Origin of the sequence: Pseudomonas fluorescens, from assembly GCF_000968015.1 — a bacterium.
GTDB lineage: Bacteria > Pseudomonadota > Gammaproteobacteria > Pseudomonadales > Pseudomonadaceae > Aquipseudomonas > Aquipseudomonas fluorescens_W.
In genome coordinates, this window is sequence record NZ_LACH01000038.1 from 1 (window position 1) to 24,575 (window position 24,575).

The following is a 24,575-nucleotide window of genomic DNA, read 5'->3' on the forward strand; positions in this document are numbered from 1 at the left end:
GTTCGGCTGCGTAGCAGTCGTAAATCCTGCATCCACGATTAACCTGAAAGACCGAGGCGTTTGATTTTACGACTGCTACGCAGCCGAACGCAGGCTCCGCCAGCTGCTACAAAATTGTGTGAAGGCTGATCTGCGCGGCACTGGCAATCCGTAATTCGCGACTATCATGAAGGCTATGGAGCTTGGCGCTGCGACACCACACCGCACGCCGCTTTTTTACTTATCGGCCCTGATCAGGCTAAATAGCCGCGCCTGATCGCCCACTCAACCGGATTTTTCCCATGTCCCGACAACGGCTCGCATTTGCCTGGATCGCCTGCTTCGCAGTGCTGTTCAACATGCTTGCCATGCCGATGTCCGGAGCGATGGCACAGACAGCAAAATCGCCAGCCGAGCAGTTGTTGTGGGGCAGTTTCTGCTCTGCCAGCGGCACGAAGATGGTGGCGATTTCCCTGGGTGATGTCGAACAGAAAACCCCGCAGAACGACGATCATTCCAACATGCAGCATTGCTGGTGCTGTTCAGGTTCCGCGCCACTGGTGGCGCTGCCCGGGCATGTGCCGCAACTGTACTTCGCGCATTTCGAGGCCAATCGAAGCCTGCCTCACGCCTCTCTCGATACACCGACACCGCGCCAGCAATGGCCGAGCCTTAACCCCCGCGCATCCCCTCTGGGGTGATTCCTTCTCGCAATTGACCTGCGTTTTGAATCGTTCTGGAGAACTGCCATGTTGAACAAACTCATCGTCCTGGCCGTGTTGCTGCTGCCTGCCTGTTTTGCCAATGCCCACGAATACAAGGCAGGGGAGCTGGAAATCGCTCATCCGTGGTCGCAAGAGTTGCCGCCCAACGCGCCAACGGTCGCGGCGTATTTCGTGATTCACAACAACGGTAAAACAGCCGACCGACTGCTCAGCGTCGACTCGCCGATTGCAGGCGAAGCCCAGCTGCACGAGCATGTGATGCAGAACGATCTGATGAAAATGCAGCAGGTGCCGAGCGTCGACATTCCTGCCAGTGGCAACGTCACTTTTGCGCCGATGGCCTACCACGTGATGCTGGTAAATCTGAAAGACCGCAGCCTGTTGAGTGACGGCAAACGCTTCCCGCTGACGATGCACTTCGAAAAGTCCGGTGACGTGACGGTCGACGTATCAGTGCAGAAGAAGCCGCCGGAAGGCATGCAGATGCACGCCCACGCCCAGTAAGCGACTGAGCAAAAACGCCCATGCGCCCGCTTAGCGCCAGGTCATCCGCACACCGTCGTCAGCCGTCAAGCCTGACGCGCGGTAGCTGTATCAGCCTGTTCGCCATGTTGATGATCTTTATCGGCCCGCTGATTTCTCAGTCGATGCCGATGGATCAACGCGCCTCCTCGATGACCATGAGCATGTCGATGGACATGAGCATGGACATGTCGGCGACGGAGCACGCCGATCACGGCGCGCAACCCGCAGCCGAACACTGCCCGCCCAAAACCTCACATCACGCGCTCTGGGAAAAATGCGGCTATTGCAGCCTGCTGTTCAATTGCCCGGCGCTGACCGGCGGCCAGTCCTTCGTCGCATTCGACACGCCAACAGCCACCACCTTCACCACACCCTCCCCTCGCCTGGGCCACGCCCGGCAAACCTTCTTCCCCGGCGCCCGCACCCGCGCCCCACCCATCGCCGCGTAAACCCTCACATCCGATCTCACACGGTTTAGAAGACAACCAAAGCAACCTGTGGGAACGAGCTTTGTGGCGAGGGGATTTATCCCCGTTGGGTCGCGAAGCGGCCCTAAAAAACGGGACTGCTGCGCAGTCCAACGGGGATAAATCCCCTCGCCACAAAGCTCGCTTCCACATGGATTGCGCAGGCTGCCGGCCGTGTCGTTTACGACTGTTCGATGGAAATTGTCATGTCCAGGTTTTCTGCTGACACACGCTTGAGCACTGCCCAAGCTTCTTTTGCCCCGAACGAATCCAGCATTCGTTTCAGGCACGCCACCGCCTTCCTTTGCGGGGCAATGCTGACACCCATGGTGCTGGCCGATGAACACGCCGGGCACAGCGAAGAACTGAGCCCGACGGTGATCACCGCCATCGCGCCGAGTTCGCCACTGACCATTGTCACCAACCCCAAGGACCCGCGCCAACCGGTGCCGGCCAGCGACGGTGGCGACTACCTGAAAACCATTCCCGGCTTCGCCCTGGTGCGCAACGGCGGCACCAACGGCGATCCGGTATTGCGCGGCATGTTCGGCTCGCGGCTGAACATCCTCACCAACGGCGGCCAGTTGCTCGGCGCCTGCCCCGGCCGAATGGACGCACCGACCTCATATATCTCGCCGGAAACCTACGACAAACTCACCGTGATCAAAGGCCCGCAAACCGTGCTCTGGGGACCCGGCGCGTCGGCCGGGACCATCCTCTTCGACCGTGAGCCGGAAAGTTTCGGCGAACTCGGCACCCGGGTAAACGCCAGCGTATTGGCCGGTTCCAACGGCCGCTTCGACAAAGTGCTGGACGCTGCTGCCGGCGGGCCATTGGGTTACGTGCGAGTGATCGGCAACACCGCGCATGCCGACGACTACCAGGACGGTAACAACAACACCGTGCCGTCGCGCTATGACAAGTGGAATGGCGACGTCGCGGTGGGCTGGACCCCGGACGCCGACACCCTGCTGGAACTCACCGCCGGCAAGGGCGATGGCGAAGCGCGTTACGCCGGGCGCGGCATGGACGGCTCGCAGTTCAAGCGCGAAAGCCTGGGCCTGCGGTTCGAGGAGTCGAACATCGGCGATGTGCTGGACAAGGTCGAGGCCCAGATCTACTACAACTACGCCGACCACGTGATGGACAACTACACCCTGCGCACGCCGTCCGGCACTGGAATGATGGCCGGCCCGATGGCCTCAAACGTCGACCGTCGAACCCTCGGCGCACGGATCAAAGCCACCTGGCGCTGGGCCGATGTGCAGTTGATCAGTGGCATCGATGCGCAGACCAGCGAACACCGCCAACGCAGCGCCATGGGCATCGACGTCTACAAGGAATTGCCACGCAACAAGGACGCCGACTTTCACAACTACGGCGTGTTCAGCGAATTGACCTGGTACGCCGCCGACCGTGACCGGCTGATTACCGGTGCGCGCCTGGACCGCGCGTCGGCCAAGGATTTCCGGCAGACCACTGGCTCCGGGATGATGGCGCGCCCTAACCCGACCGCCGACGACACCCGTGCCGACACATTGCCGAGCGGCTTCGTCCGTTACGAGCATGACCTAGCTGACAGTCCGACCACGCTGTATGCCGGCCTCGGTCACACCCAGCGTTTCCCGGATTACTGGGAGCTGTTTTCACCCAAGTCCGGCCCCGCCGGCTCGGTGAATGCTTTCGATTCGATCAAGCCTGAAAAAACCACCCAGCTCGACTTCGGCCTGCAATACCAGACCGAAGACCTCGAAGCCTGGGCTTCGGGTTACGTCGGGCAGGTGCGCGACTACATCCTGTTCAACTACACGCCAACAATGATGGGCATGACCTCGCAAGCACAGAACATCGACGCGCGAATCATGGGCGGCGAATTGGGTGCGGCCTACAAGCTGACCAGCAAATGGAAAGCCGACGCGACCCTGGCCTACGCCTGGGGCAAGAACAGCAGCGACGGTAACGCACTGCCGCAGATGCCGCCGCTGGACGCACGTTTCGGCCTGACCTACAGCGAAGACAACTGGAGTGCCGGGGCCTTGTGGCGGGTGGTCGCGGCACAAAACCGCATCGACCAGAACAAGGGCAACGTAGTCGGCAAGGACTTCGACAAGACCCCTGGGTTTGGCGTGTTCTCGCTCAACGGTGCGTACCGGATCGACAAGCACTGGAAGGTCAGCACTGGCGTCGACAACCTGTTCGGCAAGGCGTACGCCGAGCACCTGAACCTGGCCGGCAACGCCGGTTTCGGCTACCCGGCCAATGACCCGCAAGCCATCAAAGAACCGGGGCGAACGCTCTGGACCAGAGTGGACATGAGTTTCTAACAAGAAAAAGTCAAAAGATCGCAGGCTACGCCAGCTCCTACATTGGAACGCGTACCCCCTGTAGGAGCTGTGTAGGAGCTGTCGAGTGAAACGAGGCTGCGATCTTTCCAAGACAATTGAATCGCCAAAGCGGAGCACAACCGATGAAACAGCCCAAACCGAATTTCTACAACCTGGCCTGGCGCTGGCATTTCTATGCCGGTCTGTTCGTCGCGCCTTTCATGGTGATGCTGGCCCTGACCGGCATCATTTACCTGTTCAAGCCGCAACTCGACCCGTTGATGTACGGCAGCCTGCTGAACGTCCCGGCCGGGCATCACAGCGTCCCGGCCGATGACCTGCTCAAGCGGGTGAAAGAGGCTTATCCACACGCCACGATCAAGCAGTATTTGCCACCGGTCAACGCTGAACGCAGCGCACAATTTGTCGTGCTCAATGGCGGTAACGAGCTCAACGTTTTCGTCGATCCCTACCACGCGGACATCCTCGGCGAGCAAGACGCCAAGAAGAATCTGCAAGCCGTCGCGCGAGCGATTCACGGCGAATTGATGATCGGCACCGTCGGTGATCGACTGATCGAACTGGCCGCCGGCTGGGGCGTCGTGTTGGTGGTCTCCGGCGTCTTTCTGTGGTGGCCGCGCGGTCAAGCGGCCGGCATCCTGTGGCCACGCTTGAACAGTCGCGGTCGAGTGCTTTGGCGTGACCTGCACGCGGTGACCGGGTTCTGGGGCGCGTCGTTGCTGCTGGTGATGCTGCTCAGCGGCATGACCTGGACCGGGTTCTGGGGCAAGCAATACGCCGAAGTGTGGAATGTCTTTCCGGCAGTGATGTGGGACGACGTTCCCAAGTCCGATGTCGAGGCGCGTACCCTCAACACCGCCACCCGCCAGACCGTGCCTTGGGCGATGGAAAACACACCGATGCCAATGTCCGGCGACCACGCCGAACACATGGCCCACGGTGGCGCGCAAGCGGGCCCCGCCGCGCCGACCATCAGCCTGCAGGACGTGCAGAACATCGCTGCGCAACGCCAGGTCGAACCGGGTTACAGCATCACCTTGCCGACCACGGCAACTGGCGTGTTCACCATCGCGGTGTTCGCCGACGACCCGCGCAACGACGCCACGCTGCATGTGGATCAGTACACCGGCGACGTCCTCGCCGACGTGCGCTACGCCCAATACGGCACCGTCGCACGCGCGACGGAAATCGGCGTGATGCTGCACGAAGGCAAGATGTTCGGTGTGTTCAACCAGATCATCGTGCTGCTGATCTGCCTGATGATTCTGCTCAGCGCCGTCAGTGGCGTGGTGATCTGGTGGAAGCGTCGCCCGCAAGGAAAATTCGGTGTCCCGCCGCTGCGCCACGACTTGCCGAAATGGAAAACCGCGATGGTCATCATGTTCGGGCTGGCGGTGGCGTTTCCGTTGGTGGGCGCTTCGCTGGTGGTGGTGTGGCTGCTGGATCGGGTGCTGCTGTCGCGATTCAATCGGCAAACTGAATCGGCCTCACCTTCATCATGAAACAGGCGAGATGCGTGGTTTAGAGAGGCCTGTAGACTTCCCGCACTTATCTCGCGGTCATTTTTAGTGTTACTGTGTAACGCAAAATAACGTTCTGATCCAAAGGCCCCATCGCGAGCAAGCTCGCTCCCACAGGTATTGCGCTGTCCCTGTGGGAGCGAGCTTGCTCGCGATGAGGCCGTCAGCAACACCGACAATTTCAGAGTAAATGCATGACCTCGCTGAACCTCACAAACCTCGCCTGGACACCTCTGGGCCACGGCCATTGCCATCACCAGTTCCAACTGCGTGATGCAACCTTGCACGTGTCCCCCGGTGAGTTCGTCGGTCTGATCGGCCCCAACGGCAGCGGCAAAACCAGCCTGCTGCGTTGTGCCTGGCGTTTCAGCAAACCCGAGCGCGGCGAGGTCAGGCTCGACCACCACAACGTCTGGAAGCAATCCTCGCGCTGGTGCGCGCAACGCATCGCCGTGGTCCTGCAGGAATTCCCCGATGCCTTCGGCCTCACCGTCGACGAAGTCGTCGCCATGGGCCGCACACCGCACAAAGGTCTGTTCGACGGCGATACCCTGGAGGACAGAGAACTCGCAACCGAGGCCCTCGAGTCAGTCGGTCTGAAGGGCTTCGAGGATCATGCCTTCGCCACCCTCTCCGGCGGTGAAAAACAGCGCGTGATCCTCGCCCGTGCCCTGTCTCAGCAACCGCAAATGCTGATCCTCGACGAGCCGACCAATCACCTCGACCCGCGCTATCAGCTCGAACTGCTGCAACGGGTCAAACGCCTGAAGATCGGCACCCTGGCGAGCATCCATGACCTCAATCTGGCGGCGGCTTTCTGCGATCGGCTGTACGTGATCAATCACGGGCGCATCGTCGCCAGCGGCACACCCAAAGAAGTCCTGACCGCCCCACTGCTGCGCGACGTGTTCGGCGTCGAAGCGCTGATCGATGAACATCCTTTGCACGGCTACCCACGAATCACCTGGATAACCCAACCATGACTTTGCGTTCCCTGCTTTGCGCCGCTCTATTGCTGGGCAATGCCCAAGCATTTGCCCAGGCCACTCACTACCCGTTGACCGTGCAGAGCTGCAACCGCGAAGTGACCTTCAAGCAAGCGCCGAAACACGCGGTCAGCCACGACATCAACATGACCCAGATGATGCTCGCCCTCGGTCTGAAACCCAACATGGCCGGCTACAGCGGCGTAACTGGCTGGAAGTCGGTCACGCCCCAGATGCAGACCATCCTCGATGGCTTGCCGGAGTTGGCAGCCAAATACCCCTCGGTGGAAACCCTGCTCAACGCCAACGTTGATTTCTTCTTCGCCGGTTGGGATTACGGCATGCGCGTGGGCGGTGACCTGACGCCGCAAACGTTGCAGCCGCTGGGCATCAATGTCTACGAACTGACTGAGTCCTGCGCGTTCGTGATGAAGCGTCCGCCGGCCAGTCTGGAAGACACCTACAACGACCTGCGCAACCTCGGCAAAATCTTTGACGTGCAGGATCGCGCCAATGCCTTGATCGCCCAGATGCAGGCTCAAGTCACCGAGGTGCGCAAGGACCTGCCGGCAGACAAACCTCGCGTGTTCCTCTATGACAGCGGTGAAGACCGCGCCATGACCTCCGGCCGTCTCGGTATGCCGCAAGCGCTGATCGACGCGGCTGGCGGGCGCAATATTCTGGATGACGTCGAAGCGAGTTGGACCCGAGTCAACTGGGAGAACGTGGTCGAGCGCAATCCGCAGGTGATCGTGATCGTCGACTACGGCGAAGTCACCGCCGAACAGAAAGAGCAATTTCTGCTCAACAACAAGGCGCTGCAATCGGTGGACGCGATCAAGAACCAGCGCTTCATCGTGATTCCGTATGTGCAGGCCACGCCGGGTATCGACAACGTGCTGGCGGTTGAAACCCTGGCCAAGGGTTTCCACGGCGAATGATCAATCGTCGCTACGCCTTGTTGCTGGTGGCCCTCGGCGCGTTGTTGCTGGTGTCGTGCGTGGTGTCGCTGGGCTTTGGCCCGGCGCGGGTGCCGGTGGACGTTGTGTGGCGGATTTTGCTGCACAAGATTTTCGGTTTCGGCGTGCCGGACTGGGCCGCGGGGCAGGAACATATCGTCTGGCTGATCCGCGTTCCGCGCATGTTGCTTGGCGCGTTGGTGGGGGCCGGGTTGGCGCTGATCGGTGCGGTGTTGCAAGCGGTGACGCGCAATCCATTGGCCGACCCGCATTTGCTCGGAGTCACCTCCGGCGCGACACTCGGCGCCGTGATTGTGGTGCTGCATGTCGGTGAAATCGTCGGCTTGCTGACCTTGCCGATCGCGGCGTTTATCGGCGCGTTGCTGAGCATGCTGATCGTGCTGATGATCGCCAACCGCAACGGGCGGCTGGACAGTGATCGGCTGCTGTTGTGCGGCGTGGCGGTGTCGTTTGTGATGATGGCGATCGCCAATCTGCTGCTGTTTCTCGGCGATCACCGCGTGAGTTCGGCGGTGATGTTCTGGATGCTTGGCGGGCTCGGGTTGGCGCGTTGGGAGTTGCTGGCGGTGCCGGCGGCCAGCGTGTTGCTCGGTTTGGTGTTGTTGCTGGGAATGGCCCGACCACTGAATGCGTTGATGGCGGGAGAACAGACGGCGGTGACCCTTGGGCTCAATGCTCGCACCGTGCGGTTGCGGGTGTTTTTGATTGCCTCGCTGATGACCGGGGTGTTGGTGTCGATCAGTGGGTCTATCGGATTTGTCGGGCTGATGGTGCCGCACATTGCGCGGCGTTTGGTCGGGGCGGAGCATCGGCGATTGCTGCCAGTGTGCGTGTTGTTGGGCAGTGGATTTCTCGTCTGGGTCGACGTCGCCGCCCGCACCCTGATCGCCCCCGAAGACTTGCCCATCGGCGTCGCCACCGCGGCCATCGGTGGCTTGTTTTTCATCGGCCTGATGCGCCGCCGCTAGCCTCCAGTGGCCAACACTAAACCCTGTGAGAGCGAGCTTGCTCGCGGTGGCGGCAGCACATCCAGCCTATCTGTGACTGAACCACCGCTATCGTCGGATCGCCGCCCGGAGCAAGCTCGCTCCCACAGGGATTTGTGGCCCTCCGCCCCGATGTGGCGCATCCTGACGCACCGCCGCCCCAGCTCCGTCCTCTTCTGGTGCGTCGCCCAAACCGCGCAACCGCTCTAATACGACATTTCCCTGCCTTTTGCCGACCAGGCACAGCCCTTGCTAAAGACCCTTCAGTAGTCCGCATCTGCCAACCAAGAAAATTCATAAGTTCATGGAGATCGCACAATGAAGCGTCGCAGCTTGATCAAGGCTTTTACACTTTCGGCAAGCATTGCCGCGATGGGCATGACCTGGAGCCTCCAGGCCGCCGAGACCATCAAGGTCGGTATTCTGCATTCGTTGTCCGGCACCATGGCGATCTCCGAAACGTCGCTCAAAGACATGGCCTTGATGACCATCGACGAGATCAACGCCAAGGGCGGCGTCAACGGCAAAATGCTGGAGCCTGTGGTCGTCGACCCGGCATCGAACTGGCCGCTGTTCGCTGAAAAGGGTCGTCAGTTGCTGACTCAGGACAAGGTGGCGGTGGTGTTCGGTTGCTGGACGTCGGTGTCGCGTAAATCGGTGTTACCGGTGTTCGAGGAGCTCAACGGCCTGCTGTTCTACCCGGTGCAATACGAAGGCGAAGAGATGTCGCCGAACGTGTTCTACACCGGTGCCGCGCCGAACCAGCAAGCGATTCCGGCGGTGGAATACCTGATGAGCGAAGAAGGCGGCAGCGCCAAGCGTTACTTCCTGCTGGGCACTGACTACGTTTACCCGCGCACCACCAACAAAATCCTGCGCTCGTTCCTGCACTCCAAAGGTGTGGCGGACAAGGACATCGAAGAGGTCTACACCCCGTTTGGTCATAGCGATTACCAAACCATCGTGGCCAACATCAAAAAATTCTCGGCCGGTGGCAAGACAGCGGTCATCTCCACCGTCAACGGCGACTCCAACGTGCCGTTCTACAAAGAGCTGGCTAACCAAGGCTTGAAAGCCACCGACGTTCCGGTCGTGGCGTTCTCGGTCGGCGAAGAAGAACTGCGCGGTATCGATACCAAGCCACTGGTGGGCAACCTCGCGGCATGGAACTACTTCGAATCGGTCGAGAATCCGGCGAACAAGAAATTCGTCGCCGACTGGAAAGCCTACGCCAAGAAACACAACCTGCCGGGCGCCGACAAAGCGGTGACCAACGACCCGATGGAAGCCACGTACGTGGGCATCCACATGTGGGCGCAAGCGGCTGAAAAAGCCAAGTCCACCGACGTCGACAAAGTCCGCGAAGCATTGGCCGGCCAGACCTTTGCCGCGCCGTCCGGTTACACCCTGACCATGGACAAGACCAACCACCACCTGCACAAGCCGGTGATGATCGGTGAGATTCAGGCGGACGGTCAGTTCAACGTGGTGTGGCAGACCGAAGGGCCGATCCGTGCCGAGCCGTGGAGCCCGTTCATCTCGGGTAACGACAAGAAGCCGGATTATGCGGTGAAAAGCAACTAAGCCACTGGATGTCGGGCCCGAGTACTCCACTCGGGACCGACACATATCTCTGTAGGAGTGAGCCTGCTCGCGATAGCGGTGGGACAGACAACATACCTGTTGATTGATAGACCGCTATCGCGAGCAGGCTCACTCCTACATTTAGCCCGCGCAAGGCCTTACATATGCCCACCGCCCTTTACCGCTTGATCTTTGCACTCACGCTTTTACTGCCGATGGCCGTACAGGCCGGCGACGCCGAAGACTTCGTCGCCGCCAATCCCGTGCAGCAAGCCAAGCTTTTGGAAGCCTGGGCCGCGCAGCCCGATCCGGGCCGTATCGAGCTGATCAACGCCCTGCAGCAAGGCGAGTTGACCGTCGACGGCCAACCGAAAACCCTGCGCCTGAACAACCGCCTGCGGGGTCTGATCGACACCGCTCTGGCCAGTCACCAATTGCTCGCCACCGACGCCAAAACCCGTCTGGCCGCCGCGCAGCAATTGCAGAAAAGCGCCAAACCGGCGCAGTTGAAATTCCTCGACCAGCAACTGGCTGGCGAACAAGACGTAAGCGTTCGCGCGGCTTTGAGCCTGGCGTTGGCCAACCTGCAACTGGTGGACACCGACCCGGCCGTGCGCCTTGCCGCTGTGCGTCTGCTCGGTGAAACCGGCGATCCGCTGGCCCGCACTCGACTCGACAGCCTGCTGCAACCCGGTGTCGAAGCCGACGCCGGCGTACGCACCGCTGCTGAAACCAGCCTCGCTCAGGTCAAACGCAAATTGCTGATCGGCGAGATCCTCGGCCAAGCCTTCAGCGGCATGTCCCTCGGCTCGATCCTGTTGCTTGCCGCACTCGGTCTGGCGATCACCTTCGGCCTGCTCGGCGTGATCAACATGGCCCATGGCGAGATGCTGATGCTCGGCGCGTACTCGACGTACGTGGTGCAGCTGATGTTCCAGCGCTTCGCCCCGCAAGCCATCGAGTTCTACCCGCTGATCGCCTTGCCGGTGGCGTTTTTCGTCACCGCCGCCATCGGCATGGCGCTGGAGCGCACGGTGATTCGCCACCTCTATGGCCGTCCATTGGAAACCCTGCTCGCCACGTGGGGCATCAGCCTGATGCTGATTCAACTGGTGCGACTGGTGTTCGGCGCGCAGAACGTTGAAGTGGCCAACCCGGCGTGGTTGTCGGGCGGGATTCAAGTGCTGCCGAATCTGGTGCTGCCGTACAACCGCATCGTGATCATCGCCTTCGCCCTGTTTGTGGTGGTACTGACCTGGCTGCTGCTGAACAAGACTCGCCTGGGTTTGAACGTGCGTGCCGTCACCCAGAACCGCAACATGGCCGCGTGCTGCGGCGTGCCGACCGGGCGCGTGGACATGCTCGCCTTCGGCCTCGGCTCGGGAATTGCCGGACTCGGTGGCGTCGCCCTTAGCCAGATCGGCAACGTCGGCCCGGACCTCGGCCAGAGCTACATCATCGACTCGTTCCTGGTGGTGGTGCTCGGTGGCGTCGGCCAATTGGCCGGTAGCGTGCTGGCCGCGTTCGGCCTTGGCATCGCCAACAAAATACTCGAACCGCAAATCGGTGCCGTGCTTGGCAAGATCCTGATCCTCGCGATGATCATTCTGTTCATCCAGAAACGTCCGCAAGGCCTCTTCGCACTGAAAGGACGGGTGATCGACTGATGAACCAGCCCCTGATGCTCACGGCCACGCAAAAGGCCGGCCCCAAAGTCACGATTGCCATCGGCGCAGTGATCCTCTTTCTGTTGCTGGCGTTGCCGCTGCTGTCGTTGCTATCGCCGGACAGCATGTTTCACGTCTCGGCTTACACGCTGACGCTGGTGGGCAAGATTCTTTGCTACGCGATTGTCGCGCTGGCCCTCGATCTGGTCTGGGGATACGCCGGCCTGTTGTCCCTCGGCCACGGCTTGTTCTTCGCCCTCGGCGGTTATGCGATGGGCATGTACCTGATGCGCCAGGCGTCGGGCGATGGCTTGCCAGCGTTCATGACGTTTCTGTCGTGGACCGAATTACCGTGGTACTGGACCGGCACCAGCAGTTTCCTCTGGTCGATGTGTCTGGTGGTGTTGGCGCCGGGGTTGCTGGCGCTGGTGTTCGGCTTCTTCGCCTTCCGTTCGCGGATCAAGGGCGTGTATTTCTCGATCATGACCCAGGCCCTGACCTTCGCCGGGATGCTCCTGTTCTTCCGTAACGAAACCGGGTTTGGCGGCAATAACGGATTCACCAATTTCCGCACGATTCTCGGGTTTGGCATTACTGAACCGGGGACTCGCGCGGTGTTGTTTTTCGCCACGGTGGTGTTGTTGGTGGCGAGCCTGTTTATCGGCTGGCGTCTGGCGCAGAGCAAATTTGGCCGGGTGCTGACTGCCCTGCGGGATGCGGAAAACCGCCTGATGTTCTGCGGTTACGATCCACGCGGTTTCAAGCTGTTTGTCTGGGTGTTGAGCGCAGTGTTGTGCGGCCTGGCCGGTGCGCTGTACGTGCCGCAAGTCGGCATCATCAACCCGAGTGAAATGTCGCCAACCAACTCCATTGAAGCCGCGGTCTGGGTTGCACTTGGCGGTCGTGGCACCTTGATCGGCCCGTTGCTCGGTGCCGGCGTGGTCAACGGCATGAAGAGCTGGTTCACCGTGGCTTTCCCGGAATACTGGCTGTTCTTCCTCGGTGCGCTGTTCATCGTCGTGACCCTGTACCTGCCCAAAGGTGTGATCGGTCTGCTGAAAAAAAGGGGTGAACAATGAGAACCACTGCGACGGCTGAATTCATGCTTGAACCGGCGTTTTTTCCGCCACTGGAACCCAACAGGGACGCCGGCAGCAGTCGTGACGCCATCGGCCTCGGCCAGCGCGTCGGCCCCGGCCTGAACACCCGTCACGGCACCATCCTGACCCTGGAAGACATCAGCGTCAGCTTCGATGGTTTCAAGGCGCTGAACGATCTGAACCTGTACATCGGCGTCGGCGAATTGCGCTGCATCATCGGTCCCAACGGCGCGGGCAAGACCACGCTGATGGATGTGATCACTGGCAAGACCCGTCCGAGTCACGGCAAGGCCTGGTTCGGTGAAACCCTCGACCTGACGCAGATGAGCGAAGTGCAAATCGCCCAGGCCGGCATCGGTCGCAAGTTCCAGAAGCCGACAGTGTTCGAAGCCTTGAGCGTTTTTGAAAACCTGGAGCTGGCGCAGAAAACCGATAAGTCGGTGTGGGCCAGCCTGCGGGCTCGCCTGAGTGGCGAACAGAAAGATCGCATTACCGAGGTGCTGGACACCATTCGCCTGACCACGTCGGTCAATCGTCCGGCGGGTTTGTTGTCTCACGGTCAGAAGCAGTTTCTGGAAATCGGCATGTTGCTGATGCAGGACCCGCAACTGCTGCTGCTCGACGAGCCGGTAGCGGGCATGACCGACGCCGAAACCGAATTCACCGCCGAACTGTTCAAGAGCCTCGCGGGCAAACATTCGCTGATGGTGGTGGAACACGACATGGGCTTCGTCGGCGCCATCGCCGACCACGTCACCGTGTTGCACCAGGGCAGCGTGCTGGCCGAAGGGTCGCTGGAGCAGGTGCAGGACAACGAGCGCGTCATCGAGGTGTACCTCGGTCGCTAGAGCTGCAAACACCTATCCAACTGTAGGAGTGAGCCTGCTCGCGATAACGGTGGGTCAGACAACATATCTGTTGATTGAAAGACCGCTATCGCGAGCAGGCTCACTCCTACAGGGGATTTGAGGAGAATTTGAACATGCTGCAAGTCGACAAGCTGCACCAGTACTACGGCGGTAGCCACATCCTGCGCGGCCTGACGTTTGACGTGAAGGTCGGCGAAGTCACTTGCCTCCTCGGGCGTAACGGCGTGGGCAAGACCACCTTGCTCAAGTGCCTGATGGGTTTGTTGCCGGCCAAAGAAGGCGCGGTGAGCTGGGAAGGCAAACCGATTACCGCGTTCAAGCCACACCAGCGGGTTCACGCCGGGATCGCTTACGTGCCTCAGGGTCGGGAAATTTTCGGCCGGCTGACCGTGGAAGAAAACTTGTTGATGGGCCTGTCGCGATTTCCCGGTGCTGAAGCCAAGGAAGTCCCGGCGTTCATCTACGAACTGTTTCCGGTGCTGCTGCAAATGAAGCAACGGCGCGGCGGTGACTTGTCCGGTGGCCAACAGCAGCAATTGGCGATCGGCCGAGCGTTGGCCAGCCGTCCACGCTTGCTGATTCTCGACGAGCCCACCGAAGGCATCCAGCCATCGGTGATCAAGGAAATCGGCGCGGTGATCAAGAAGCTTGCGGCCCGGGGTGATATGGCGATTTTGCTGGTGGAGCAGTTCTACGATTTTGCCGCCGAACTGGCCGATCAATACCTGGTGATGTCCCGGGGCGAAATCGTGCAACAGGGTCGCGGAGAAAATATGGAGGCCGAGGGTGTACGCGGTCTCGTTACGATATAAGGCTACGATCTAATCTGTAGCGTCCTGACGATAATTAGAAACCATGAATTTACCTCTTCCCACTGCCCTGTTTACCCCCAGCTGGCACGCCGAGCTGGAACTCGGCTACGCCCGATTCGGCGACAGCACACGCCCGGTTCAGCGTCGCCACAAAGGCCCGCTGCGGGTGCAAAAGCATCTGTATGCCGAAGGGCCGGAAGTCTGTCAGCACATCATCGTGCATCCGCCGGGCGGGATTGCCGGCGGTGATCGGCTGGACATCTCGGCCAGTGTCGGCCGCGATGCCTGGGCGCAAATCACCAGCCCCGGTGCGGCCAAGTGGTATCGCGCGGCGGGGCCCGCTTATCAGCAGCTGGATTTGAAAGTGGCGAGCGGTGCGACACTTGAATGGTTGCCACAAGAGACGATCATTTTCAGTGCCGCCCAGGCTGAACTCAGCACGTGCATCGACCTTGAAGGCGATGCCCGGCTGTTCTACTGGGACGTGGTCGCGCTGGGCCGGCCGGCCAGCGGTGAGCGTTTCGACCTCGGCCATTTTCAGGCGCGACTGGACATCCGCCGCGACGGTCAGTTGCTCTGGCATGAACGCCAGCGCATTGTCGGAGGCGATGGTTTGCTTGATTCGCCGATTGGCCTGGATGGGCAACCGGTGTTTGCGACGCTGCTGGTGACCGGGGACATCGATAGCGACTTACTGGAGCGTTGCCGTTCGCTGCCCCATGACGTGCGCGGAGATCTGACCCAGTTACCGGGGCTTTTAGTCGCACGATGTCTGGCCAGTGAAGCGCTGCTGGCGCGTGGTTGGCTGATTGATTTGTGGCGGTTGCTTCGGCCTGCTTTGCTCGGCCGCGAAGCTCTCCCCCCGCGAATATGGAGCACCTGAATACGATCCCCTGTAGGAGTGAGCCTGCTCGCGATGGCGTCGGCACATTCAACCTATAAGTGGCCTGACACACCGCCATCGCGAGCAGGCTCACTCCTACAGGGATTGGTGTTTACACATCCGAATACTTTTTTAAACTGCCGATTATGGATTCCAAACGATGGACCTGACCCCACGCGAAAAAGACAAGCTGCTGATCTTCACCGCCGGCCTCGTGGCCGAGCGACGTTTGGCGCGCGGCGTGAAACTCAACTACCCGGAAGCCATGGCCTACATTTCCGCCGCGCTGCTCGAAGGCGCCCGTGACGGCCAGACCGTGGCCGAGCTGATGCACTTCGGCACCACCCTGCTCAGCCGCGAACAAGTGATGGAAGGCATCCCGGAAATGATCCCGGAGATCCAGGTCGAAGCGACCTTTCCCGACGGCACCAAACTGGTCACCGTTCACCAACCGATCGCCTGAGGCCGCGCCATGACTTACCACATCCGCGATGCAGCGCACGCCGACTTGCCGGCGATCCGCGACATCTACAACGATGCCGTGCTCAACACCACGGCCATCTGGAACGAACAGGCGGTCGACCTGGGCAACCGCCAGGCCTGGTTCAGTGCACGGCAATCCCAGGGTTATCCCATTCTGGTGATCGTTGACGGCGATAACACGGTGCTGGGCTACGCTTCATTCGGTGACTGGCGGCCGTTCGACGGGTTTCGCCATACCGTCGAGCATTCGGTTTACGTGCGCAGCGACCAGCGTGGCAATGGTCTCGGCCCACAATTGATGACAGCGTTGATCGAGCGCGCCAAAGGCTGCGACAAACACGTGATGGTCGCCGCCATCGAAAGCGGTAACGCCGCTTCTGTTCGCCTGCATGAACGAGCCGGTTTCGTGACGACCGGCCAGATGCCTCAGGTGGGCACCAAGTTCGGTCGCTGGCTGGACCTGACCTTTATGCAACTGACCCTCAATCCAGGCGCGGAACCGCCGAGCGCCAACAAGGAGTAATTTGCCATGAACGCCGCCCAACTGCGCCGCGTCAATGTTGAAAGCTTTGCGCACTATCGTCAGGGCTTGATTGATCTGCTGCTCGACGCCGTCGGCTATGGCGCCAGCGTCGGGTTCATGGCCAATCTGGACGCCACCCAGGCCCGAGCCTATTTCGATGATGTCCAGGACAACCTGAACAAGGGCAACGTGCTGCTGTGGGTGGTGGTCAAGGACGAACAAGTGCAGGCCAGTGTGCAACTGACCCTGTGCCAGAAAGCCAATGGCCTGAACCGCGCCGAAGTGCAAAAACTGCTGGTGCGTGAACATGCGCGTCGCCGGGGTCTGGGCCAACAGTTGATGAGTGCGCTGGAAGCGGCCGCCCTCCAGCACAAGCGCGGCATGCTCTACCTCGACACCGAGGCCGGCTCCCCCGCCGAAGATTTCTATAAGGCCCTGGGTTACACCAAGGCCGGTGAAATTCCCGACTATGCCTGCGACCCGAGCGGTCGCTACAAACCGACTGCCCTCTACTACAAGATTCTCCAAGGAGCCCATTGATGATTCCTGGTGAATACCAGATTCAGCCCGGCGATATCGAACTCAACGTTGGCCGTCGCACCCTCAGCCTGAAAGTGGCCAACAGCGGCGACCGCCCGATCCAGGTCGGCTCGCATTACCACTTCTTCGAAACCAACGATGCGCTGACGTTCGACCGTGCCGCCAGCCGTGGCATGCGCCTGAACATCCCCGCCGGCACCGCCGTGCGCTTCGAGCCGGGGCAGAGCCGCGAGGTCGAATTGGTAGACCTGGCCGGGCATCGCCGGGTGTTCGGGTTTGCCGGCAGGATCATGGGTGACCTCGATTAAAGATCAAAAGATCGCAGCCTCGCTTCGCTCGACAGCTCCTACAGGAAAACGCGATAGACGGGGAACACGATCCCCCTGTAGGAGCTGTCGAGCGGAGCGAGGCTGCGATAGCGAGCGACGCGAGCGGTCTCAAATTCAATTGAATCTCAAGGCGAACGAATGAAGATTTCCCGTCAGGCCTACGCCGACATGTTCGGCCCCACCGTCGGTGACAAGGTCCGCCTGGCCGACACCGAGCTGTGGATCGAAGTGGAAAAAGACTTCACCACCTACGGTGAAGAAGTGAAGTTCGGCGGCGGCAAAGTCATCCGCGACGGCCAGGGCCAAAGCCAATTACTCGCTGCAGAGGTCGTCGACACGCTGATCACCAACGCGCTGATCATCGACCACTGGGGCATCGTCAAGGCCGACGTTGGCCTCAAGGACGGCCGCATCGCCGCCATCGGCAAGGCCGGCAACCCGGACATCCAGCCGAACGTGACCATCGCGGTCGGTGCCAGCACCGAAGTGATCGCCGGTGAAGGCATGATCCTCACCGCGGGCGGCATCGACACGCACATCCATTTCATCTGCCCACAGCAGATCGAAGAAGCATTGATGAGCGGCGTCACCACCATGATCGGCGGTGGCACCGGCCCGGCCACGGGCACCAATGCAACCACCTGCACGTCCGGACCGTGGCACTTGGCGCGGATGCTCCAGGCTGCCGATGCGTTTCCAATGAACATTGGCCTCACCGGCAAGGGCAACGCCAGTTTGCCGGAGCCGTTGATCGAGCAGGTCAAGGCCGGCGCCATCGGGCTGAAGTTGCACGAAGACTGGGGCACCACCCCGGCGAGCATCGACAATTGCCTGAACGTCGCCGACCAGTACGATGTACAAGTGGCGATCCATACCGACACGCTCAACGAATCGGGCTTCGTCGAAACCACCCTCGCCGCTTTCAAGGGCCGCACCATCCATACCTATCACACCGAAGGCGCCGGTGGCGGTCATGCCCCGGACATCATCAAAGCCTGCGGCTTTGCCAACGTGCTGCCGAGTTCCACCAACCCGACCCGGCCGTTCACCCGCAACACCATCGACGAACACCTCGACATGCTGATGGTCTGCCATCACCTGGACCCAAGCATTGCCGAAGACGTGGCCTTCGCCGAAAGCCGCATCCGCCGCGAAACCATCGCCGCCGAAGACATCCTCCACGACCTCGGTGCGTTCTCGATGATCAGCTCCGACAGCCAGGCCATGGGCCGGGTTGGCGAAGTGATCACACGCACCTGGCAGACCGCCGACAAGATGAAAAAACAGCGCGGCCCATTGCCCGGTGATGGCGAAGGCAACGACAACTTCCGCGCCAAACGCTACATAGCCAAGTACACGATCAACCCCGCAATCACCCACGGCATCAGCCATGAAGTGGGCTCGGTCGAAGTGGGTAAATGGGCGGACCTGGTGCTCTGGCGCCCGGCATTCTTCGGCGTCAAACCGACGCTGATCCTCAAGGGCGGCGCCATCGCGGCCAGTCTGATGGGCGACGCCAACGCGTCGATCCCGACACCGCAACCGGTGCATTACCGTCCGATGTTTGCCAGCTACGGTGGTTCGCTGCATGCCACCAGTCTGACCTTTATCAGCCAGGCGGCGCAGGAGGCCGGCCTTGCTGAAGCACTGGGTCTGAAAAAGAAAATCGCTGTGGTCAAAGGTTGCCGCGAGGTGCAGAAAACCGACCTGATACACAACGATTACCTGCCGAACATCGACGTCGATCCACAGACTTATCAGGTCAAGGCCGATGGGGTTTTGCTGTGGTGTGAACCAGCGGATGTGCTGCCGATGGCTCAGCGTTACTTTCTGTTCTGAGCCATCAGCGTCCTCAATGCGAAGCATGACGCCTTCGCATTGAGGCTGAACGTGCAGTGATCAGCTGCCCGCATCGACCTTGAAAGGTATCTCCACCCGATTCAATTTGGCCCGATCCATGGCGTTCTGAGTCAGTTGCAGTAACAAGGCTTCACGCTCGTTTCGAATCAAGGCCAGCGCTTGCTCATAGGCCTCGTCCGTCATGACCTGGCCCGCAGCGATAGCACTTTCCGGCTGGCCGAGTTCAGCGGCCAGGACGCGGATTTGCTCTTTCAATCCGGCTTTCTCCTCCGGTGCCAGATTCGCGCTGTGCGCTCTTGTATCCAGGGCTTCCTTGAACTCGGTCGTGGCAACTGTCTTGCGATCAATAGCTCGGAAGCGTGCCCGGTTGGAACTCTCGACAAAAGAATTCCAGAATGGCTGCTCGGCAATCGAATCACGCAGCAGATTGCCCTCCTCCAGCCCCAGAATCCTCTGATAGGCATCTTCGATCATTTCACTGGTGACGCCTGCCATATTGCGAAACTGCATGCCGCGAGCCTGCCACGGCAGGTCCAGCCGTTCTGTCAGATCCGTCATGAAGGCCAGGTGAACTTCGACCTCATCAATCGTTCCGGTGATATCACCGGCGGCATTTTCACGTCGAAATCGCTCCCCCTCGGCCTCTCGGGCCTCGATATGACGCCTGGCGATTCTCCCGAGCTCATCCAACCGCGACTTGCCCTTTGCCAGGCTCACCAGCTCGGCTTCGATCAAACCGTTGTTGCCCAGTTTTTTAGCTTCTTGAACCAGCACATCCACACCCAGAACGTTGAAAAGCTGTGTGGCTCCGTCGACGCAGCTAGATCGTGCGTTGGCTTCCATGAAGAATTTTTGTCTTGACGGGGCGTCCTCAGCCATGGTCTCCAGCATTCGCCAGACCTTGGCCGTCAAATCGGCCCGATAGGCCCTGCTGGCTGTGAAATCTTTAGACCGGGTAAGGATTTCGATCTCTTCGAAAAAATCGGTCGAATTGAATTCATCCTCAACCTCGTTCCAGAGCTCTTGCTTCGCTACCCACTCAGGCCGGCTCATGCCTGCCTCCCAATCGATGCTGGCGCGCACACCTCGGGGCGGGTACGCACGATCAGGATCCATGCCCGCCGACCGAACATAGTCTTTGAGAATTTCCAGGTTTTCAGCTGACATCCATCCAGGTTCGCGGCTCAGCCACGTACGCCCCAACAGCTCGGCGTCCCATGTCCCCCGAGTAACCCGCGGAATAGTCGTCAACGGGTTGTTGCGCAGATCCAGGAAAAAATGCCGAAACCGTGGCCAGGTAAACGTCCCGGGCGGCCAGGTAGTGGCCCCTGTGCCCGACAATATCAGGGTATGCAAATCGGGCATGCGACTGATGTCCGGCAACAACCCCAGCGGGTTGTCACCCAGACTTAAAGTGGCCAGTCGAGTACGGTTCCTGAGCATTGCGACGTCCGTGGGCCGCAGCACGATGCGGTTTCTCGAGAGGTCCAGGTCAGTCAAGTACGGCATCCGGGTAATACTCTGCGGCAGCGCCGTCAGGGAATTACGCGCCACGTCCAGCGTTTGCACGTTGCGAAAGGACTCAAGAAACGGTTGCTCGATACTTGATAACCCTGTGTTGCGTAACCATAGATGTGTGACGTGATCGAAGTTGGCCTCCAGCTGGGGCATGCGATCGATGTGCAGGTACAAATTGAAGTTACTCAGGTCCAGCGTCTGACCAAGAACGTTCCCATACGCATCTATATGCCTGGGGCCGGTGCGCTGCCAACACCGCCTGATTTTTGCGGCGATGGTGTTCCTGGCGCGCCACTCGGCAACGGCACTGGGACCGAAACGAAAATCCTGGGTCGGCCCGTTTACCCACCGCTCCAGCGTTGAAGCCAGTTGGTCGAACTCGATCTCAAGCGCGTGAATCTGTGGGCCCAGCGATGTGTTTCGCTGGCGCAAGGTCTCGATGAACGTATCGAGTTCGGCATCGCTGAGCGTTGGATAAAGGCTGCGCACGCGAAGCCGTGCAGTCCTTTCCCCAGACGCACGATGGTAACCGTCCATACCCCCGAGCAGCTTCATGGTTTGCGGGTCGTAAGTCGGCTTACGAATCGGATGTTCAAGCAATGTCGGGGCGAACTGCTCATGGCTCAGAGGTGAGCGATGTACATCAGCCTTGAGCCGTGCGCCATCGTGAATGCCATACCCCAGCGCGTCACGCTGCGCATCCGGCAAGGCGTGCAAGACTGAAGCGTAGAGCTCATCGGTGCCGTGCAGGTCCTGATCTTCGGCGTCTCGCGTCTGGTAGCGCCCGTCCTCATCAAGAATCAGTACTTTGCGGATGGACGCCTCTTGCGGCCCCACGCTGGCATGCAGTTTCCCGTTGAATCCCAGCTCGCGAATTTCGATGCGCACCTCGTCGGACCAACCTGGCAGGTTGGCCAGCGAGCCCAGCTCGAGCCTGCGCGAGTCGGCACCGGCCAGTTCCTCAAGGTATAGGCCCTCATACGCACGGTTCAATCGCACCCGGTCGCGCATGTGTCGTGCCTGTTGGCGCAAACGCAGCGAGAGGCGCTGTTTTTCGGCCAGGTGCCGCAGATCTTCCGGTTCGGCCTGTTCCAGCAGTTCCTGAGCAGCGCTGGCCGGCAGCTCCGGAACCTCATTGAGTACTCGCTGCACACGTGGATCGCTGGAAACGTCGCGTTTTTTATAAAGTGCCTCGAACAGGCTTTTTTTCTGTTTGCCTGCCTGCATGGCCATCTGCTGGTGCAGCGTTTGGATACGCGTCGGTTGATCGAGTGCGATCTCATAGCCCAGCAGGGTGCGCGTGTCGGCTTCATTCAACGACTCAAGCACCCGCTCTGGCAGTTTCCCGGCCGCCAGCTCGGAACGGCTGATCTTGATCGTCATCGGGTCAGTGGCCATTGCATTGCCGTGTCTGACCGAAGGCCCGGTGCGATTCTCTGCCTGAAACACTTCAATGGCGCGACTCTCAGGCCAGCGCGGCAACGCGACCATGGCGGCCGCTTCAACGCCAATCATCTCGTCGGGCACCTGATTTGCCAGGATTTGCTGCGGCAACCGTTCCGCCTCGCCGTAGGCGTCGAAACGGGTGATGGTATCGCGCAGCAACGCGGGTGGGGCTTCATGTTCGACATGTAGCCTGCGCAGCACGGTTTCATGGACACCGCTCACTCGCTGAATCTTGGCCAGCGTTTGCGCGGAGTGGTTGGCGAGTCGGCTGTCCATGCGTCGCATCACCCCCTCCGCGTCCCATTCCAGCGGTTGTTCGGTTTCGACCTTCCAGGCGCCAGCGTGGTTGTGTTCCACCCGCGGTTTGTAAGCCGTGGGGCGCTCCGGGTGTTCCAGCCGATGCTGACCGGTCACGGGGTCCTGGCCCACCTCGTAGTGCTTGTCCTCCATTGGCAGCCATTGCCTGGCGTCCTGCTCAACCAGGCCGATGGCATTGGGTTTGGCATTGGCGGGCAGTTCTACCCGCTGCGCATAAGGTGCAATGTCGGGTTTCCACAGGCGGGTCTTGCCGTCGGGCATGTCCACCGTTTTGAGATTGTCCATCAGGGGGCTGGGCCTGATCGTCCTGACTCCCCGAGGCAGGACGTAACCGCCCCCCATCAGCGCCAACTGGGCAGAATTGATCAGCACACTGTTGATGTGAGACGCGGCCTCTTCCCGATCCCCTTTGCTCCAGTCTTCGATGCCTTCCACCAGCTCATCGACGATTTGCGCAACCATCACCCCCAGCAGGACTTCCCCCAGCACGGGCACCAACATCCCGACAAAGTTGAACACGTTCCAGCCGATGTTCAGGTAAGAACTCAGGCGCTTCCACCGTGCGGCCTCATCCTCGTCCCCTGTCGGCACCGCGATGACCCGCGCATCGGCAATGGCTTTGTCGCGTTTGTCGACACACAGCCACTGCCACACGTCATCGGCAATCAGGTTGGTGACCGGTTCGGCATTGGGATTTTCGAGCGCGGTTTCCCGCCACCAGGGGCCCATGTCGAACGGCTCGCGTTGCTGCCAGACGACACGCGACAAGCGCTCGTTGACCCGCGCGAAGAACTGTCCTTTGTCCTTTTGCCTCACGAAACGGCTGAAATACTCCTGATAAGACTTATCGCGAAGCTGGCCGAGCAGTTCCTTCATAAAGTCGGCAAGGGAGTTGTACTCTTTCAAGGGGTGCAGCGGATCGTCCGGTACATAGGCAATCAGCGGGCCGTCGAGACGGCTTTGCTGATAAAGGTCCTCGCGACGCATCATGTCCTCCCGGACGCCGGAAGGACCGTTGGTGAAAAACGACAGCAGCAGTTTGAACTTCCCGTAATGATCCCCTGGCATCACTGGCGCGCGATGCGACAAGTCGCTCCAGAACTTCACTCCGTCAGGGGTCAATGCGTCGACCAGCGGCTTGAGCCGGGACGGCTGGCTGACGGAGCTGAACAGCACGATGCCGTGCAACGCAAAGCCCATCAGCGTTAACCGATGTGGGTGCAGCGGCTGGCCATGGAAGTTGATTCCACGCTCGCCATCGTGCACCCGCTGAAGGCTGTTATATGAATACGTTCCGATGTCTTTTTTAACGTACGCCATCAGCGCCGCCAGATTGAAACTGGCTCTTTCTGTCGCCAACCAGTCCCGCTCAAGCAACTTCCTGGCGTTCAGATCGGGCGGCATCAGGATATTTTTTATATGAGCCTGATACTTCGCACCCACGTCCAGGTTACGACATAAAGTGGTAACTTTCTCGACGGTCATAGTGCGTTCTAGCTGCAACTCCCCTCTGGCATCCATCGAATACACACCGGAGCCCGTCCTGAAATAATCCTTAGCGGTTTCGGCGGCTTCAAAGTTATGCAATGCGGCTTCCAGCAGCGAGTCATTGCGCTGATAACTGGCGCCCCTGTCGATGAACTGGAGAATCCTGTCCGGCACATACAGCTTCAGCGTCAGCTCGCTGACGTCGGCATTTGAGTTGAAATTCAAGCGGATCGCCTCGGCCAGCAAAGGCTTGGCAAACGCCTGAATGTCGTGCTGCAAGTCTTTCAGGGAAGCGTCCACCTTTTCCTGCAACCGCCAGCGCACGTCAATCAGCTTTTTGAGCTGTTGCCGATGGGTGCTGGACATTTCCATGTACCAATCGGGGAATTCTGGACTTGCAATATCCAGCGACAACAGACGGCTCATTGGCGCTTGCGTTATTGCGCGGGGCAGTGACTGGAGAATAAGTTCGCGGGGCAGTTTTTTATCAACGCCCGGACGGATCACCGTCAAACCAGCAGTTCTATTAAATTCTGATTCAGACATTAGATACAACCAAACTATTACAATAGGAGCGAACAGCTTAAATCGTACCGTCTAAAACAAAAGTCTAAAAAGCTGCTCGACCGCCCGCGTAAAAAA

General features: G+C 60.0%; 20 protein-coding genes. 19 read left to right on the forward strand and 1 reads right to left on the reverse strand.

What is annotated here, in order from left to right; all coding sequences use genetic code 11:
- The first annotated feature begins 281 nt into the window (after positions 1 to 281).
- The 19 genes from VD17_RS17525 (at position 282) to ureC (ending at position 19,142) form a co-directional block, all read left to right on the forward strand.
- The gene (locus VD17_RS17525) at positions 282 to 680 is read left to right on the forward strand and encodes a DUF2946 domain-containing protein (protein ID WP_046054879.1); all 399 of its coding nucleotides are present in this window, start codon (positions 282 to 284) and stop codon (positions 678 to 680) included.
- A 48-nt stretch (positions 681 to 728) separates the two neighbouring features.
- Positions 729 to 1,208 (forward strand): copper chaperone PCu(A)C, encoded by a 480-nt coding sequence (locus tag VD17_RS17530; RefSeq protein WP_046054880.1) that lies wholly within the window; start codon positions 729 to 731, stop codon positions 1,206 to 1,208.
- 20 nt (positions 1,209 to 1,228) lie between these two features.
- Positions 1,229 to 1,678, forward strand: coding sequence for a DUF2946 domain-containing protein (locus VD17_RS17535; RefSeq protein ID WP_046054881.1), 450 nt, complete (start codon positions 1,229 to 1,231; stop codon positions 1,676 to 1,678).
- A 224-nt stretch (positions 1,679 to 1,902) separates the two neighbouring features.
- Positions 1,903 to 4,020 carry a TonB-dependent copper receptor gene (locus VD17_RS17540; protein ID WP_046054882.1) on the forward strand — a complete coding sequence of 706 codons (2,118 nt, stop codon included), beginning with the start codon at positions 1,903 to 1,905 and terminating at the stop codon, positions 4,018 to 4,020.
- Between the two features lie 143 nt (positions 4,021 to 4,163).
- Positions 4,164 to 5,543 carry a PepSY-associated TM helix domain-containing protein gene (locus VD17_RS17545; protein ID WP_046054883.1) on the forward strand — a complete coding sequence of 460 codons (1,380 nt, stop codon included), beginning with the start codon at positions 4,164 to 4,166 and terminating at the stop codon, positions 5,541 to 5,543.
- Between the two features lie 212 nt (positions 5,544 to 5,755).
- Positions 5,756 to 6,544: an ABC transporter ATP-binding protein gene (locus VD17_RS17550; protein ID WP_046054884.1), complete on the forward strand. Its 789-nt coding sequence runs from the start codon at positions 5,756 to 5,758 to the stop codon at positions 6,542 to 6,544.
- A complete protein-coding gene (locus tag VD17_RS17555; protein WP_046054885.1) occupies positions 6,541 to 7,488 on the forward strand; it encodes an ABC transporter substrate-binding protein in 948 nt (315 codons plus the stop codon). Before VD17_RS17550 ends, VD17_RS17555 begins: the two co-directional genes overlap by 4 nt.
- A complete protein-coding gene (locus VD17_RS17560; RefSeq protein WP_046054886.1) occupies positions 7,485 to 8,495 on the forward strand; it encodes a FecCD family ABC transporter permease in 1,011 nt (336 codons plus the stop codon). Before VD17_RS17555 ends, VD17_RS17560 begins: the two co-directional genes overlap by 4 nt.
- Positions 8,496 to 8,831: 336 nt before the next feature.
- Entirely contained in the window at positions 8,832 to 10,097 is a 1,266-nt protein-coding gene (urtA, locus tag VD17_RS17565) for an urea ABC transporter substrate-binding protein (RefSeq protein WP_033055613.1), read from the forward strand.
- 164 nt (positions 10,098 to 10,261) lie between these two features.
- Entirely contained in the window at positions 10,262 to 11,764 is a 1,503-nt protein-coding gene (gene urtB, locus VD17_RS17570; RefSeq protein ID WP_046054887.1) for an urea ABC transporter permease subunit UrtB, read from the forward strand.
- Positions 11,764 to 12,843, forward strand: coding sequence for an urea ABC transporter permease subunit UrtC (gene urtC, locus VD17_RS17575; protein ID WP_046054888.1), 1,080 nt, complete (start codon positions 11,764 to 11,766; stop codon positions 12,841 to 12,843). Before urtB ends, urtC begins: the two co-directional genes overlap by 1 nt.
- On the forward strand, positions 12,840 to 13,712 hold the full coding sequence (urtD, locus tag VD17_RS17580) for an urea ABC transporter ATP-binding protein UrtD (RefSeq protein ID WP_046054889.1): 873 nt from the start codon (positions 12,840 to 12,842) through the stop codon (positions 13,710 to 13,712). Before urtC ends, urtD begins: the two co-directional genes overlap by 4 nt.
- Positions 13,713 to 13,846: 134 nt before the next feature.
- Positions 13,847 to 14,545: an urea ABC transporter ATP-binding subunit UrtE gene (urtE, locus tag VD17_RS17585; RefSeq protein WP_046054890.1), complete on the forward strand. Its 699-nt coding sequence runs from the start codon at positions 13,847 to 13,849 to the stop codon at positions 14,543 to 14,545.
- Positions 14,546 to 14,588: 43 nt separating this feature from the next.
- Positions 14,589 to 15,428, forward strand: a complete 840-nt coding sequence (locus tag VD17_RS17590; RefSeq protein WP_046054891.1) for an urease accessory protein UreD — start codon at positions 14,589 to 14,591, stop codon at positions 15,426 to 15,428.
- A gap of 160 nt (positions 15,429 to 15,588) precedes the next feature.
- On the forward strand, positions 15,589 to 15,891 hold the full coding sequence (ureA, locus tag VD17_RS17595) for an urease subunit gamma (RefSeq protein ID WP_007907366.1): 303 nt from the start codon (positions 15,589 to 15,591) through the stop codon (positions 15,889 to 15,891).
- A 9-nt stretch (positions 15,892 to 15,900) separates the two neighbouring features.
- The gene (locus tag VD17_RS17600) at positions 15,901 to 16,434 is read left to right on the forward strand and encodes a GNAT family N-acetyltransferase (protein ID WP_046054892.1); all 534 of its coding nucleotides are present in this window, start codon (positions 15,901 to 15,903) and stop codon (positions 16,432 to 16,434) included.
- Between the two features lie 6 nt (positions 16,435 to 16,440).
- Positions 16,441 to 16,974, forward strand: coding sequence for a GNAT family N-acetyltransferase (locus tag VD17_RS17605; protein ID WP_046054893.1), 534 nt, complete (start codon positions 16,441 to 16,443; stop codon positions 16,972 to 16,974).
- Positions 16,974 to 17,282, forward strand: a complete 309-nt coding sequence (locus VD17_RS17610; protein ID WP_008011171.1) for an urease subunit beta — start codon at positions 16,974 to 16,976, stop codon at positions 17,280 to 17,282. The genes VD17_RS17605 and VD17_RS17610 overlap by 1 nt, the downstream gene beginning before the upstream one ends.
- Before the next feature lie 159 nt (positions 17,283 to 17,441).
- The gene (gene ureC, locus VD17_RS17615; protein WP_046054894.1) at positions 17,442 to 19,142 is read left to right on the forward strand and encodes an urease subunit alpha; all 1,701 of its coding nucleotides are present in this window, start codon (positions 17,442 to 17,444) and stop codon (positions 19,140 to 19,142) included.
- A 60-nt stretch (positions 19,143 to 19,202) separates the two neighbouring features.
- On the opposite strand, the gene VD17_RS17620 is transcribed toward ureC, so the two are convergent.
- The gene (locus VD17_RS17620) at positions 19,203 to 24,359 is read right to left on the reverse strand and encodes an NEL-type E3 ubiquitin ligase domain-containing protein (RefSeq protein ID WP_259674568.1); all 5,157 of its coding nucleotides are present in this window, start codon (positions 24,357 to 24,359) and stop codon (positions 19,203 to 19,205) included.
- Positions 24,360 to 24,575 lie beyond the last annotated feature (216 nt).